This is a genomic window from Streptomyces sp. NPDC001787 (genome assembly GCF_040297465.1).
Classification (GTDB): domain Bacteria; phylum Actinomycetota; class Actinomycetes; order Streptomycetales; family Streptomycetaceae; genus Streptomyces.
This window is the reverse complement of record NZ_JBEOZE010000019.1, coordinates 44,441-58,855: the sequence shown is the minus strand read 5'-3', so window position 1 is coordinate 58,855 and position 14,415 is coordinate 44,441. Positions and strand designations below refer to the sequence as shown.

Sequence of the window (14,415 nt, the reverse complement as noted above, 5' to 3'; positions counted from 1 at the left end):
GTCGTACGTCACTTACTTCCAGTCGGGATTGGCTGCGAGGCCGTAGTAGACGCGCGGGGCACCGTCGAGGGTGAGGGTGACCTTGCCGCCGGAGGCCTTCAGAGTGCGTTCCTGGCCGATGCAGTTCAGTTCCCGCACCGTGCCGTCGACCATGCCCGAGTGGGCGACGACCGCGGTCCTGGTCGTCCAGGTGTCGACCCAGGGCTCCGGCGACGCGTACCAGGGATCCTCGCCGTGCTCGGTGTTGAGGGTGTAGCCGTCCTTGCGGTTCCAGATGACCGACACCGGTCCGCCGGGGGTGGTGAAGAGGAGCCCCTTGATGTCCTTGTCCGCGAAGGAGAGGTGCCGGACGAACTCCGCCTCGTCCAGGACCCGGGCGGCGGTCGCGAAGGCCAGGAGCGAGGGCTTGGCGCTGGTGTCGCGGTTCATCAGGCCGTAGTGGTACTCGGCGTTGGCCGGGTCGGCCTCCTGGGGGTGGTGGATCGTCGAGTCGTGCAGCTGGTACCAGTTGACGGCCCGCACGTTCTCGGCCTTGGCGAGAGCGAGCGTGAGCAGCGTGTTCTCCGCAGCGTGCCGGTAGGTGTCGCTCCACCACGCGTTGGGCCGGGTCGGCGCGTACGCCTCCGTGAGCCACAGCTCCTTGTCGCCGCCGTACTCCTGGAGGACCTGGTTCGCCTTGCGCAGCGCGCCCAGGAAGTTCCAGTACGTGCCGGCCGAGCCCTGCGTCCACTCCTCCGGCGGCGGGGCGAAGTCGGGCGTGAAGTTGCCCCGGCCGGGGTGGAAGGCGAAGGCGTCGATGAGGTCCCAGCCGCCCGCGTCATGGAAGTTCTTGGTCCATACGTAGTCCATGCCGCCGAGGCCGGCGTTCATGACCTTCATCCGCGAGCCCGCCGCGTCGAGGCGCGTGGTGACCTGGCGCAGACCGTCCCGGACATAGGCGTCGGCGCCGCGGCCCGACATCCAGGGCTGGTTGACCTCGTTGCTCACCTCGAAGTACTCGGCCTCGGCGTCCAGGGCCTTGGCGACGTTCGTGTCGGCCCAGGCCGCGATCTGCGCCGGACTGCCGCCCACGGGGATGCCGCTCAGCTCGACGTTGTGCCCGATGCCGTTCGCGTCCAGGGTCGCGGTGTCGATGCCCGGGGCGCCCGCGTAGGCGATCCGGATCCACTTGATGCCGAGTGTCCTGACCAGATCGAGTACGGCCTCCCTGCTGGGCTTGAGCAGCCAGGGGTAGTTGGCGAGGCCGAACATCGACTCCTTGCCCGCCTTGTACGTGAACTCCGGGAGCACGCTCAGATTCGTGCGGGCCAGTGCCCTGTCACTGCCGCTGACCGCTTCCACCTGGGTGAACACGATGTTCTGCGAGGGCGAGGTCACGGGGAAGGAGGCATCCCAGGCGGCGCCCGGCGCCAGGCTCTTGCAGAGCGTTCCACCGGCGAGCTTCTTGCCGCCGAAGTCCCGTGCCCACCAGGTGAGTTCCACCGACCTGGTGGTGGCGGATCCGTTGACGACCTGCGCCTTGAGCGTCATCGTCTGCCCGGCCGCCTTGTAGAGGTTGAACGGCTGGTCGGTCCACACCTCCACGCCGAGGGGCCTCTTGGCGGCGAGCGCCCCCGCCCCGCGCGGCCGCAGATCGCCGAGGACCAGATCGGCCTCGGTGACCGCGGTGCTCGCGCCGGTCGAGGTGCCGGGGGAATGGATCCAGGTGGCGTTCGTGTTCGCGGGGTTGGTGGAGGGGAGGCAGAAGAAGCCCTTCGATCCCGCCCATGTCTCCACGTACGCGCCGCCCGCGTTCACCTCGTACGGGATGCCGCCCCGGGCGTCCCGCTCCCAGACGGTCAGTGCCTCGTACGACTCCGCCGCGCTCGCTTCGTACACCGTGCGGGAGAACATGAAGCCGGCCGGGGTGAGCGTGCTGGAGCCGCCGACCTCCCACTTCATGTGCGCCTTGCGAGGGGTGACGTCGAAGGTGCCGCGCACCGTGATTCCGGCGGTGCCGCTCGCCATCGTGTACGTGACCTGGATCGCGGGCCGTCCGTCGGGGAGCGTGATCCGGGCGGGCGTACCGCCGAAGGTGCGCTGCTGGCCGAGCGCGGAGTCCTTGAACATGAAGTGGCTGAGCAGGACGCGGTCGGTGCCCGCGCCGTCCCGTACGAGGACGCTGCCGTCGCCGCGTCCGACCAGGGTGATGCCGTCGGCCTCGATGGTGACCGGGTCGGCGGCGTGTGCGGGTACGGCCGGCAGCAGCGCGGCGCCGGTGGCGACGGCCGTGCCCTGGATGAATCTGCGACGGGCGACTGACATGGAGGTGCCCTTCTCTTGGTCGGGGTGTCCGGATGTTCCGGATGATTCGGAGCGGAAGGTGTGGTGCGGGTGCTGCGGGACCGGCTGCCGGTCCCGGCGGAACTCAGCCCTTGACTCCGGTGAAGCCGAGTCCGGCGACGATGTACTTCTGGCAGACGACGAAGACGAGCACCGGCGGGGCGACGGCGAGCACCATCGCGGCGATCAGCTGGTCCTGCGGGGCCTGTGTGGCGAGCTGGGCGAGAGCGACGCTGATCGGCTGCTTCTCGGGGTCGGTGATGGCCACCAGCGGCCAGATGAAGTCCTTCCAGGAGTGCATCACCGCGAGCAGACTGATCACGGCGATCACCGGCTTGCTCATGGGCAGCACGATCTTGGTCAGCAGTTGCCAGGTGCTCGCCCCGTCGACCCGCGCCGCGTCGAACAGCTCCTTGGGCAGCGCGTCGAAGAACTGTTTGGCGAGCAGCACCGTGAAGGCGTTCGTCCCGGCCGGCAACCAGATCGCCCAGTAGGTGTCGCCCAGGTTGAGGTGCAGGAACGGCACATCGATCACGGTCATGAAGAGGCTGACCATGTTCACCGTGTACGGCACGAACATCGTGGCGAGGATCGCCCCGTAGATGACCTTGCCGAATTTCGGCCTGAGCACCGACAGGGCGAAGCCCGCCGTGGCCGAGACGAAGAGCTGGACGAACCATGATCCGCCGACCACCAGGAAGGTGTTCATCAGATAGCGGCCGACGCTCAGATCGGTGTACGCCGTCGAGAAGTTGCCCAGGGCCGGCCGGTCGGGCCAGAGGGCCAGGGGCTGGGTGGTGAGCTCGGTGGGCGGTGAGACCGCGCCCTTGACCATCCAGTACAGCGGTCCGATGCCGATGAGCAGCAGCAGGATCAGGGTGAGTACCTGGATGGAGCGCACTGCGGCGCGCACGCCGGGGCGCTGGCGGTCGCTGGTGGAGACGAAGGTGGTGAGCGTGGTCATGACGTGCTCCAGCTGCGGGTTGCCCGCAGATAGACCCCGGAGAGCAGGGCGAGGGCGAGCACCATCAGGAAGGAGAGCGCGGCGGCCTGGCCGTACTCGCCGTCCTGGAAGGCGTAGCGGAAGATCAGCAGCAGGACCGTGAGGGTGGAGTTGTCGGGTCCGCCGCCGGTGAAGACGTACGGCTCGGTGAAGACCTGCACCGTGTTGATCAGCTGGACGAGCAGCAACAGGCCGATGACCGACCTCAGCTGGGGGAGCATCACATGCCAGATCCGCCGCCAGATCCCGGCACCGTCCACCTCGGCGGCCTCGTAGAGTTCGCCGGGGATGCCGACCATCGCCGCGAGGTAGATCAGGACGGCGCCGCCCATGCCTGCCCAGGTGGACTCCAGGACCAGCGAGAGCATGGCGCTGTCGGAGGACTCCAGCCATGAGTACGGGCCGAGCCCGACCTTGCCGAGGACGTTGTTGAAGAGCCCGCTCCCGGGATCGTAGAACCACTTCCAGAGGAGGATCGCCACCACCGGCGGGATGACCACCGGCAGATACACCAGGAAGCGGTAGACGCCCGCGCCGCGCCGCACCGTCGACATGATCGCGGCCAGGACCAGCGGCGCCGGGAAGCCGATCAGCAGGCCGAGGCCCACGAAGAACAGGGTGTTCCCGACAGCGGTGGCGAGCAGCGGATCGTCGAACAGGGCACGGAAGTTGTCCAGGCCGACCCAGACCGCGGGATCGACCAGGTTGGTCTTCTGGAAGCTGATCAGCAGGCTGCGCACGATCGGCCACCAGGCGAAGAGCCCGAAGACCAGCAGTGCGGGAACGAGGAACAGCCAGGCCGTGAGCTGCTTGCGGGCGCCGGTGCCGCGCCGCCGCCGCGGCGGGGTCCGCGGCGCGGGTTCCTTGGACGCGGCGGCCGGGTGCCGGGAGGGAGTGAGCAGGGCCATGGGCCGGCTACTTCTGGTCCGCGGCGAGCTTGGCATTGACGTCCTTCTCGGCCGAGGCCAGGAGGGAGTCGATGTCCGCGTCGCGCTTGGTGAGGACCGCCTGGACCACCGGGTCGAGCGCGGTGTACAGCGTCTGCGCCTGGAACGGCGGCTCCGGCTTCAGCTTCAGCGTGGCGAGACCGTCGGTGTACGGCTTGAAGTTCTGGAGCTTCACATTGACGTACGGCTTGATCGCGGCGTCGATCTCGGTCTGCCGCGCCTGGTCGAAGACCGGCAGCGTCGGCACGCCCACCGCGGACTTCGGGTCGGCGGAGAGCGCCTTGGCCTGCTCGGCGGCCATGTCGGTGCTGTACTGCGGCTTGGCGTAGGCGAAGGTCAGCCAGTCGACCGCGGCTGCCGCGTGCTTCTTGTCGGCGGACTTGGGGACCATGTAGATGTCGCCGCCGGTGAGTGTCGCGTTGCCGCCGGACTGCGGCATCGGGGCCACTCCGAAGGCGTCGGTGTTCTCCATGCCGAACTGCATCTTCGCCAGTCGGTACGTCCCCGGGCTGCCCATGAACATGCCGACCTGCCCGGCCGCGAACTGCTTGATCACGTCGTTCTGGTTGTTGAGGAGGGTCTTGCCGAGCGAGTCGTCCTTCCAGCGCATGTCCTTGAGCAGCTCCAGCGCCTTCTTCGTCGGCTCCCCGGTGAGCGTGGCGGTGTAGGTGCCGCCCTCCGCCTTCTGCAGCTCGCCGCCGAAGGCGTACGACAGCATCGTCAGCTGCCAGCCGCCCTGGTTGTCCTTCGACTCGTGGACGAAGCCCGCCCTGCCGGTACTGTCGCTGATCTTCTTGGCGGCGGTACGGACCTGTGCCCAGGTGGCCGGCGGCCGGTCGGGGTCGAGGCCGGCCTTCTCGAAGAGCTCGCGGTTGTAGACCAGGCCCTGGGCGTAAGGATTCTGCGGGACGCCGTACACATCGCCGGCACTGTCCGTGAGCGGCTGGAGGACCTGGGGGTTGAACTCCTTGAAGTGCTCCCACTCCTTGAGCTGCCCGGTGATCGGCTGTACCTGCTTCTGCTGGATGAGCCGCTGCGGCTCGGTCAGCGGCACCTTGATGACGTCCTCGACATTGCCGCCGGACAGCTTCGCGGAGAACGTCAGCGGGTCGAAGACCGTGGTCGAACCCTTGACCTTGATGCCCGGGTTGGCCTTCTCGAAGTCGGCCACCTGCTTCTTGAATAGGGCGACCCCCGGCTTGTCGGTGGCCGGCGGCATGCCCTGCACCCGCAGCACGAGATCGCCTTCCCCGCCGGCGCTGCTCGGGGTGAGGGACGAACAGCCCGCGAGGGTCGCGGTCAGCGCCATGCAGCCAAGTATGGCTGCAGAGCGGGAGTTTCTGGGCATAACGGCTCCAAGAAGGGCAGGAGTGGGCTCGGTGCAGTGCAAGGGGGTGTTCGGCGCGCCGGGGTGGCGCGCGTCGTGGATCAGTGGGCGGGTGCGGGGCCCGTCGAGGCGCGGGGGATCAGGCGGGAGCCGATCTCGACGACGGGGGATGGGGTGCCGGGGCCTCCGCCGGTACGGCCCGTCGCGCTCGCGATCGTCTCGATCAGGAGGTCCCCCGCGCGTGTGGCGATCTCCTCGGGGTCGATCCTGATCGTGGTCAGGCTGGGGGTGGAGACGGAGGCGAGCAGTGTGTCGTCGATGCCGATGACGCTGACGTCGCGCGGCACGTTCATGCCCAGATTGGCCATCTGGTGCAGCACGCCGAGGGCGACCAGGTCATTGTGGGCGATCACGGCCGTCGCCTCGTGGGCGGCGACGAGGGTGGCGGCGTGCACGCCCGTCTCGAACCGCGGCTCGTACGGTCCCAGCTCGGACAGGGACAGGTCGAGGGCCTCGAAGGACTCCTGGATGGACTTGCCGCGGCTCAGCTCGGCGCGGGACGCGTTGATGAACACGCAGCGCCGATGGCCGTACGCCTTCAGCAGCTCGGCGGCCTGCGCGATGCCGGCGGACAGGGAGATCCGGACCTCGGGGATGCCCGGCACATGCCGGTTCACCACCACCAGCGGCATCCGGCCCGCGAGTTCATGGAGCCGGTCCTCGGTGAGGGTGGAGGCCCACAGGATCAGGCCGTCGACCCGCTTCGACACGGCCGCGATGGCGGCCAGCTCGTCCGCCTCGCGCTCGTCGCTGTCGGCCACCAGGACCGTATAGCCCAGATGCCGGGCGCGGGCCTGCATCGCCTTGATGATCGGCGGGAAGAACGGGTTGGCGATGTCCGGGACGATCAGGCCGAGCGTTCCGGTGCCTCCGCCGCGCAGTGAACGGGCAGCCGGGTTGGGGGAGTAGCCGAGCTTGGCCGCGGCGTCGAGGATGCGCTGCCGTGTCGTCGGCTGCACCTGGTCGGGTGCGGTGAACGCACGGGACACCGTCGACACCGAGACACCCGCGGCGCTCGCCACCTCCCGGATCGTTACTGCCACGGACGGCCTCCTCGTCGTCTTGAGCCGGTGACCCGGCCGTCTCGCATCTGGATCCTGCGATTGCGGTTGATGTTTGCGAACGTTCCCACAGCATGTCAAGAGATGTGTCAGGACTATTTCATCCAGGAAAACCTTCTGTATGCATGGGTCTTGCGCTCCGGTTCGACTGCCGTCGATGATGTGCCCTCAAGAACGGCACTGAAATCGCGGGAACGTTTTCATAGAGGAGTGGAATGAAGATCACCGGCCTGGAAGTGCTGACTCTTCCCGACCACGGCGACAGCATGATGCTGGTCGTGGTCGACACCGACGAGGGCATCCACGGCCTGGGCGAGGTCGGCATCAGGTCGCGCCAACGGGCGGTCGCGGGCGGTCTGGAGCACCTCGCGGAGCTGATCGTCGGCGAGGACCCGAGGCGTATCGAGCACCTCTGGCAGGTGATGTTCCGGCGCGGGTTCTTCCCCGCCGACCGCATACTCGGCGCCGCCATCGCCGCGGTCGACGTGGCCCTCTGGGACATCCGCGGCAAGGCGCTCGGCGTACCGGTGCACGAACTGCTCGGCGGCCGGGTGCGTGATCACGTACCCGCCTATGTGCATGTCGGCGACGGCTACGACGACCGCGAGTGGTTCCTGGACCGCTGCCGCGACCTGGTCGCGCAGGGCTGGCGTCATCTGCGGTTCGCCTCGCCGCACGACGCCGACGGCACGCTCGACGCCCGCCGCTGCCTGCGCGACTCGGTCGGCCTCTTCCACCAGGTGCGCGACGCGGTCGGCGATGAGGTGGAGCTGATCCTCGACGTCCACACGCGCCTGGATCCGCCGGAGGCGCTGACCCTGTGCCGGGAGATCGAGGCGGCCCGGCCGTTCTTCGTCGAGGACCCGCTGCGCTGTGAGAACCCGGACAGCTACCGCATGCTGCGGGCCCGCACCGGGGTGCCGCTGGCCGCGGGTGAACAGTACGGCTCCAAATGGGAGTTCAGGACGCTGATCGAGGACGACCTCATCGACTACGCCCGCGTGGACGTGGGCGTGGCCGCCGGCCTGACCGAGGCGAAGAAGATCGCGGCGATGGCGGAGACCCACCACATCAAGCTCGCCACCCACAACCCGCTCGGCCCGGTCACCGCGGCCTCCTCGCTCCAGCTCAACCTGGCCTGCCCCAACGCGGCCATCCAGGAGCACCAGACCGACCCCGAGCCCGCCATCGCCGCACTCTTCACCGCGCGGCCGACGATCCTGCCGGGGCGGGTGGAGCTGAGCGAACTGCCCGGCATCGGCGTCGACATCGACCGGGCGGCGGCGCGCCGGTACCAGGCACACGCGGCCGAGCGCCCGCACCTGCGTACGACGGACGGGGCGTTCACCAACTGGTAGCCCCGGGCAGGGCCGGGCAGAGCCGGCCGCAGCCCGCGTACGCACAGCACACACGATTTCCCACCCCAGGAAGTGAGGCGAGTTCCGTCATGTCGTTCACAGGAGCCGCGAGACCGGTCCGGATGGGCCTGGCCGGCGTGGCGTTCATGGGCGTGCTGGTCGGCGCGTCCGCGACGCCGGCCGGCAGCCAGGAACGCGCGAGCGAGAAGCTGCAGGTGACGGCCGTGTCGTCCCGGCCCGACGTGGTGTCGGGGGACGACGCCCTGATACGTGTCGTGGCGCCCGCGTCCGCGGCGGCCGGCAGCATCCGGGTCGCGGTGGACGGCCGGGACGTGACATCCAGCTTCCGGCCGTCCGGCGACAACGCGCTGATGGGCGTGGTCAAGGAGCTGTCCAAGGGCGAGAACAGGCTCACGGCCACGGCTCAGGGCGCGGACAGCGGAGAGCTGACCCTGAAGAACCACCCCATCACGGGGCCGGTGTTCTCCGGGCCGCACGAGCAGCCGTTCATCTGTGACACGGCCGAGTTCAAGACGGTCACCGGTGCCACCCTCGGGCAGCCGGCCGACGCGAACTGCTCGGTCGAGACCCGCGTCGACTACATGTACCGCACCACGGCCGGCACGTTCGCCGCCCTGCCCGACGTGAACGACCGTCCCGCCGACCTGGCGACCGCCACGACGAGCGCGGGCAGGAAGGTGCCGTACATCGTCCGCGTCGAGACCGGCACCATCAACCGCGGCATCTACGAGACGGCCGTGCTGCACGACCCGCTGTCCCCCGCCCCCGACCCGCTGGAGCGCGGGCCGGGCTGGAACGGACGCCTCGTGTACGGATTCGGCGGGGGCTGCAACGGCGGCTGGTACGTCCAGGGCCGCAAGACCGTCGGCATCATGAACGACACGTATCTGAGCAAGGGCTACGGCGTCGCCTCGTCCTCGCTGAACGTCTTCGGCAACAACTGCAACGACCTGCTGGCCGCCGAGACCATGAGCATGGTCAAGGAACGCTTCGTGGAGACGTACGGCGAGCCGGCCTTCACCATCGGGAACGGCTGCTCCGGCGGCTCGTACCAGACCCACCAGATCGCCGACAACTACCCGGGCCTGCTGGACGGCATCCTCTCCGGCTGCAGCTTCCCCGACGTCGGCTTCGGGACGATCCAGACGCTCAGCGACGCCCAGCTCCTGAACCACTACTTCAAGAATGTCGCGCCGGACGCGTTCACCAAGGAGCAGCAGAGGGCGGTCTCCGGGTTCGGCATGTGGGAGAGCATCGGCAGCCTGGCGCGGGCCGCCGGCCGGATCGACCCCACGGTGTACTGCCCGGCCCAGCTGCCCGTGGCGCAGCGCTACCACCCCCTCACCAACCCGGACGGTGCCCGCTGTGATGTGTACAGCCACGCCGTGAACGTCTACGGCGAGGTACCGGAGACCGGGAAGGCGCGCAGGCCGCTCGACAACACCGGTATCCAGTACGGACTTCAGGCCCTGAACAACGGGACCATCGACATGGACCGGTTCATCGACCTCAACCGGCGCATCGGCGGCCTCGACGACGACGCCAAGCCCACCGCGCAGCGCACCGCCGCCGATCTCAAGGCGGTTCGGCTCGCCTACCGCACCGGCCGCATGCTGAACGGCGGTGCCGGCCTGGCCGACATCCCGATCATCGACTACCGCGACTACACGGACGACGCCGCGACCGGCGACATGCACATGCGCTTCCATTCCTTCTCCACCCGGGCGCGCCTGGACAAGGCCAACGGCACCCACGCCAACCAGGTCATGCTCACCCGCTCCAGCGGACACGGGTTCACCCTCGCCGGGATGGTGGCCGACATGGACCAGTGGCTCACCGCCATCAAGGGGGACCCCGGCACCGACGCCCCCATCGAGAGGATCGCCCGCAACCGGCCGCAGGGACTCACGGACGCCTGCTGGACCCGTGGCATCGGGGCGAAGAAGATCTCGGAACCCCAGGTGGAGGGCATCGGCAACACCGAGTGCAACACCCTCTACCCGGTGTGGACCTCGCCGCGGATGGTCGCCGGAGCCGATGTGGCCAACGACATCGTCAAGTGCCGCAAGCGTCCCGTGGTCCGCACCGACTACCAGGTGCCGGTGACCGACGCCCAGCTCAAGGAGCTGACGGGGATCTTCCCGTACGGGGTCTGCGACTGGTCCGTTCCCGGGGCGGGCCAGCAGGCCCCCATGGGTACCTGGCTCTCCTTCGACGCGGTGACCGGATAGCGACGGGCGAGCACCGAAGGCTGTCCCGACGGGGCCCGGTGTCCGCTCCCGCTCCACCGTGCCCGTCATCTCCCCGCACACCCCCGCCCGTCACGTGTCCCGGTATCCGGGCGGGGGTGTGCGGGCGCCGCCCGTCGCTTAGGGTGGCGGACGCAGCTGGTTCGCCCCCGTCCGCCAGGCGGGACGCGTCGTAAGAGGGAACCCGGTGGGAATCCGGGACTGCCCCGCAGCGGTGAGTGGGAACGAACGCCGTCATACGCACTGGATCCGGCCGGATCCGGGAAGCGACGGCCAGTAGGGATCTGCCCCGGCAGATGTGCCCGCGAGTCCGAAGACCTGCCCGTTGCCCGTACGCGACCGATCGCGTGCGGAGATCCCGGTGACCTCGTGGGCGGGTCGGCGTACATATCGAGCGGCACGTGCGGGAGAACTCCCCGACGTGGTCCGCCCGGTCGGTCGTCCCTTCGCGTCCGCGTCCCGTCACCGGGATCCAGGACACATCTCGCGAAGGAGAGTTCTGTGACAGCGAAGCCCGCAGCCGCGGCAGCACGGGCCACCGTGTACGGCTACCCCCGCCAGGGACAGAACCGTGAACTGAAGAAGGCCGTCGAGGGGTACTGGAAGGGCCGCGTGAGCGCGGACGCCCTCCGGGAGACCGCGGTGGATCTGCGCCGGTCGAACTGGCAGCAGCTGGCCGACGCCGGCATCCACGAAGTGCCGTCCGGCGACTTCTCGTACTACGACCATGTGCTGGACACCAGCGTCATGGTCGGAGCGGTCCCCGAACGGCACCGCGCGGTCGCCGAGGAGGACGCGCTGGACGGCTATTTCGCGATGGCCCGCGGCACCCAGGACATCGCACCGCTGGAAATGACCAAGTGGTTCGACACCAACTACCACTATCTGGTCCCCGAGCTGGGCCCGGACACGGTGTTCACGGCGCACTCCGCCAAGCAGGTCGCCGAGCTGAAGGAAGCCCTCGCGCTCGGACACACCGCCCGCCCGGTCCTCGTCGGCCCCGTCACCTACCTGCTGCTCGCCAAGCCCGCGCCGGGCGTGTCCGGGGACTTCGAGCCCCTGACCCTGCTGGACCGGCTGCTGCCGGTGTACGCCGAGGTGCTCGCCGATCTGCGGGCGGCCGGCGCCGAGTGGGTCCAGGTCGACGAACCCGCTCTCGTCCAGGACCGCACCCCCGCCGAGCTGAACGCCGCCACCCGTGCCTACCGCGAACTCGGTGCCGCCACCGACCGGCCGAAGCTGCTGGTCGCCTCGTACTTCGGGCGGCTCGGTGAGGCACTGGGCGTGCTGGCCAAGGCGCCGGTGGAAGGACTGGCCCTCGACTTCACCGAATCGGGCGGCGCCAACCTCGAAGACCTCGCGGCGGCCGGCGGACTGCCCGGCAAGCGCCTGGTCGCGGGCGTCGTCGACGGACGCAACATCTGGATCAACGACTACGAGAAGTCCCTCGCGACCCTCGGCACCCTCCTCGGCCTCGCCGGCCGGGTGGACGTCTCCGCCTCCTGCTCCCTCCTGCACGTACCGCTGGACGCCACCGCCGAGCGCGACATCGACCCGCAGATCGCCCGTTGGCTCGCCTTCGCCCGGCAGAAGACGCGGGAGATCGCCGTCCTGGCGCGTGGGCTCGCCCGGGGCACCGACACCATCGCCGCCGCACTCGCGGCGAACCGCGCCGACCTCGCCTCCCGCGCCGGATCGGCACTGACCAGGGACCCCGCGGTGCGGGCCCGCACCGCCGCCATCACCGCCGCGGACGGACGGCGCTCGCAGCCCTACCAGGAGCGGACCGCCGCCCAGCGCGCGCACCTCGGGCTCCCGCCGCTGCCGACGACGACCATCGGCTCGTTCCCCCAGACGAATGAGCTGCGCGCCGCTCGCGCCGACCTGCGGGCCGGGCGGATCGACACCGCCGGGTACGAGGAACGGATCAGGGACGAGATCCGGGAAGTCCTCTCCTTCCAGGAGAAGGCGGGGCTCGACGTCCTGGTGCACGGCGAGCCCGAACGCAACGACATGGTGCAGTACTTCGCCGAACGGCTCACCGGCTACCTCGCGACCCAGCACGGCTGGGTCCAGTCGTACGGCACCCGCTACGTCCGGCCGCCGGTGCTCGCGGGCGACATCTCCAGGCCGGAGCCGATGACGGTCCGGTGGACGGCGTACGCCCAGTCGCTGACCGCCCGTCCCGTCAAGGGCATGCTCACCGGCCCGGTCACCATGCTCGCCTGGTCCTTCGTCCGCGACGACCAGCCGCTCGGCGAGACCGCCCGGCAGGTCGCCCTCGCCCTGCGCGACGAGGTCGGCGACCTGGAGGCCGCGGGCACCTCGGTGATCCAGGTCGATGAGCCCGCCCTGCGCGAGACACTGCCGCTGCGCGCCGCCGACCGTGACGCCTACCTGGCCTGGGCCACCGAGGCGTTCCGCCTCACCACGAGCGGTGTACGTCCGGACACCCAGATCCACACCCACATGTGCTACGCCGAGTTCGGTGACATCGTCGAGGCCATCGACGACCTCGACGCCGATGTCATCAGCCTGGAAGCGGCCCGCTCCCACATGCAGGTCGCCCGCGAACTGGCCGCGCACGGCTACCCCCGTGAAGCCGGACCCGGCGTCTACGACATCCACTCCCCGCGCGTCCCGAGCACGGAGGAGGCCGCGGCCCTCCTCCGTACAGGACTTGAGGCCATCCCGGCCGGCCGGCTGTGGGTCAACCCCGACTGCGGCCTGAAGACCCGCGGCTGGCCCGAGACCCGTGCCTCCCTGGAGAACCTCGTCGCCGCCGCCCGCGAGGTCCGCGCGGAGCTGGCCACCGGGAACGGCTGATCCCGCGGAGCCGGGGCGGACACCCGTCGTGTCCGCCCCGGCCCTGCCGCGCCCGCGCTCATCCGCTCCCGCCCGTGCGGCGACCGAACGGCGGTACGCTGCGGGGTGCGGCGGCGTGTCCGGACAACTCCCCGCCTCCGCACGGGGATTGAACCGATGGAAATGACCGCGGTCGGTATCGGCACACCTTCACCTCACGATGGAGCGACCATGCTGCGGGTGCACTTCACGTCCGAGGATCTGGCCCGGGTCCGCGTGGCCCCGGGACCGGACTTCCTCTGGGAGATCAGCAACAGCGTGCAGACCCTGCAACGACGCGACGGGGAAAGGGTCTTCGGCGCCTGGCGCCGCTGGGCCCGGCCACGCCTGTCGGGCGGACGCCGGCTGCTGTCCAGTCTGCTGCCGCCGCGCGGCTACTCACCGGACTTCCTCACCCCCACCTCCGGCGACCGCACCACCATGCAGGCAGCGGTCGACACCCTGATGAGCACTCCGCGCACGCGCCTGCGCGCCGAGCTGGCACAGCTGTCCTCCTCGCACCGGCTCCCGGACTGGACGAGCTCCCTGGCCGGAGGGGACCGCGAAGCCCTCCGTCGGCTCGGTGACGCTCTGCACGCCTACCGGCTGGAGGCACTCGAACCGCACTGGCAGCGCGTGCACGCCCATATCGACGCCGACCGCGCCCTCCGCCTGCACAGCCTGCTGGACGGCGGCACCGAGGGACTGCTCACCGGCCTCGGCCCGCACTTCCGCTGGCGCCCGCCCGTACTGGAGGTCACCTACCCCGTCGATCAGCAACTGCGCCTGGGCGGCAGGGGACTTGTCCTCCAGCCGTCGTTCTTCTGCTGGCCCACACCGATCACGCTCGCGGACGGGGACCTGCCGCCCGTGCTCGTCCACCCCATCCACCACACCGCCGACTGGGCCGGGAGCGCCTCCGACGACCGCGCCACGACAGGCACCGGTCCGCTGGGGCCGCTGCTCGGTCACACCCGGGCGGGGGTTCTGCGCGCGGCCCGCACCGGCTGCTCCACGGTCCAGGCCGCCCGGCTGCTCGATGTGACGCATCCGGCCGTCAGCCAGCACCTCAATGTGCTGCGCGCGGCGGGGCTGATCACCACCGTCCGCAGGGCGGGACGGGCCTTCCACGTCGCGACGGCGGAGGGCCGGGCCCTGCTGGCCACCGAGGAGCGCGCGGTCCGACCGTAGCCCGGCGGGGCCGGGCCGGGCCGTGTCGAGCC

Annotated in this window: 9 protein-coding genes and 1 riboswitch; of the genes, 4 read left to right on the top strand and 5 right to left on the bottom strand. The window is 70.0% G+C overall.

All coding sequences use genetic code 11. The features are described 5' to 3' along the window. Positions 1 to 12 precede the first annotated feature (12 nt). The 5 genes from ABT170_RS24530 to ABT170_RS24510 form a co-directional block, all read right to left on the bottom strand. Positions 13 to 2,304, bottom strand: coding sequence for a hypothetical protein (locus tag ABT170_RS24530; protein ID WP_329943134.1), 2,292 nt, complete (start codon positions 2,302 to 2,304; stop codon positions 13 to 15). Positions 2,305 to 2,407: 103 nt separating this feature from the next. Continuing rightward, positions 2,408 to 3,286: a carbohydrate ABC transporter permease gene (locus ABT170_RS24525; protein ID WP_351870764.1), complete on the bottom strand. Its 879-nt coding sequence runs from the start codon at positions 3,284 to 3,286 to the stop codon at positions 2,408 to 2,410. Beyond that, positions 3,283 to 4,233, bottom strand: a complete 951-nt coding sequence (locus ABT170_RS24520; protein ID WP_329943136.1) for a carbohydrate ABC transporter permease — start codon at positions 4,231 to 4,233, stop codon at positions 3,283 to 3,285. The genes ABT170_RS24525 and ABT170_RS24520 overlap by 4 nt, the downstream gene beginning before the upstream one ends. Positions 4,234 to 4,240: 7 nt before the next feature. After that, entirely contained in the window at positions 4,241 to 5,581 is a 1,341-nt protein-coding gene (locus ABT170_RS24515) for an ABC transporter substrate-binding protein (protein WP_351870761.1), read from the bottom strand. 119 nt (positions 5,582 to 5,700) lie between these two features. Next, positions 5,701 to 6,702, bottom strand: coding sequence for a LacI family DNA-binding transcriptional regulator (locus ABT170_RS24510; RefSeq protein ID WP_329943138.1), 1,002 nt, complete (start codon positions 6,700 to 6,702; stop codon positions 5,701 to 5,703). A 233-nt stretch (positions 6,703 to 6,935) separates the two neighbouring features. Here ABT170_RS24510 and ABT170_RS24505 point away from each other — a divergent pair, with 233 nt between their 5' ends. The 4 genes from ABT170_RS24505 (at position 6,936) to ABT170_RS24490 (ending at position 14,383) form a co-directional block, all read left to right on the top strand. Then, the gene (locus ABT170_RS24505) at positions 6,936 to 8,078 is read left to right on the top strand and encodes a mandelate racemase/muconate lactonizing enzyme family protein (RefSeq protein WP_329943139.1); all 1,143 of its coding nucleotides are present in this window, start codon (positions 6,936 to 6,938) and stop codon (positions 8,076 to 8,078) included. 89 nt (positions 8,079 to 8,167) lie between these two features. Beyond that, positions 8,168 to 10,330 (top strand): DUF6351 family protein, encoded by a 2,163-nt coding sequence (locus ABT170_RS24500; protein ID WP_351870757.1) that lies wholly within the window; start codon positions 8,168 to 8,170, stop codon positions 10,328 to 10,330. Between the two features lie 159 nt (positions 10,331 to 10,489). Further along, positions 10,490 to 10,688: riboswitch (cobalamin riboswitch) on the top strand. Between the two features lie 161 nt (positions 10,689 to 10,849). Then, on the top strand, positions 10,850 to 13,174 hold the full coding sequence (metE, locus tag ABT170_RS24495) for a 5-methyltetrahydropteroyltriglutamate--homocysteine S-methyltransferase (protein ID WP_351870755.1): 2,325 nt from the start codon (positions 10,850 to 10,852) through the stop codon (positions 13,172 to 13,174). A gap of 210 nt (positions 13,175 to 13,384) precedes the next feature. Next, positions 13,385 to 14,383 (top strand): ArsR/SmtB family transcription factor, encoded by a 999-nt coding sequence (locus ABT170_RS24490; RefSeq protein ID WP_329943142.1) that lies wholly within the window; start codon positions 13,385 to 13,387, stop codon positions 14,381 to 14,383. Positions 14,384 to 14,415: the final 32 nt, after the last annotated feature.

Coding starts and splice junctions, on each gene's coding strand:
- ABT170_RS24530 (WP_329943134.1), bottom strand. CDS start 2,304: ATGTCAGTCGCCCGTCGCAGATTCATCCAGGGCACGGCCGTCGCCACC.
- ABT170_RS24500 (WP_351870757.1), top strand. CDS start 8,168: ATGTCGTTCACAGGAGCCGCGAGACCGGTCCGGATGGGCCTGGCCGGC.
- ABT170_RS24520 (WP_329943136.1), bottom strand. CDS start 4,233: ATGGCCCTGCTCACTCCCTCCCGGCACCCGGCCGCCGCGTCCAAGGAA.
- ABT170_RS24515 (WP_351870761.1), bottom strand. CDS start 5,581: ATGGCGCTGACCGCGACCCTCGCGGGCTGTTCGTCCCTCACCCCGAGC.
- ABT170_RS24525 (WP_351870764.1), bottom strand. CDS start 3,286: ATGACCACGCTCACCACCTTCGTCTCCACCAGCGACCGCCAGCGCCCC.
- ABT170_RS24505 (WP_329943139.1), top strand. CDS start 6,936: ATGAAGATCACCGGCCTGGAAGTGCTGACTCTTCCCGACCACGGCGAC.
- ABT170_RS24490 (WP_329943142.1), top strand. CDS start 13,385: ATGCTGCGGGTGCACTTCACGTCCGAGGATCTGGCCCGGGTCCGCGTG.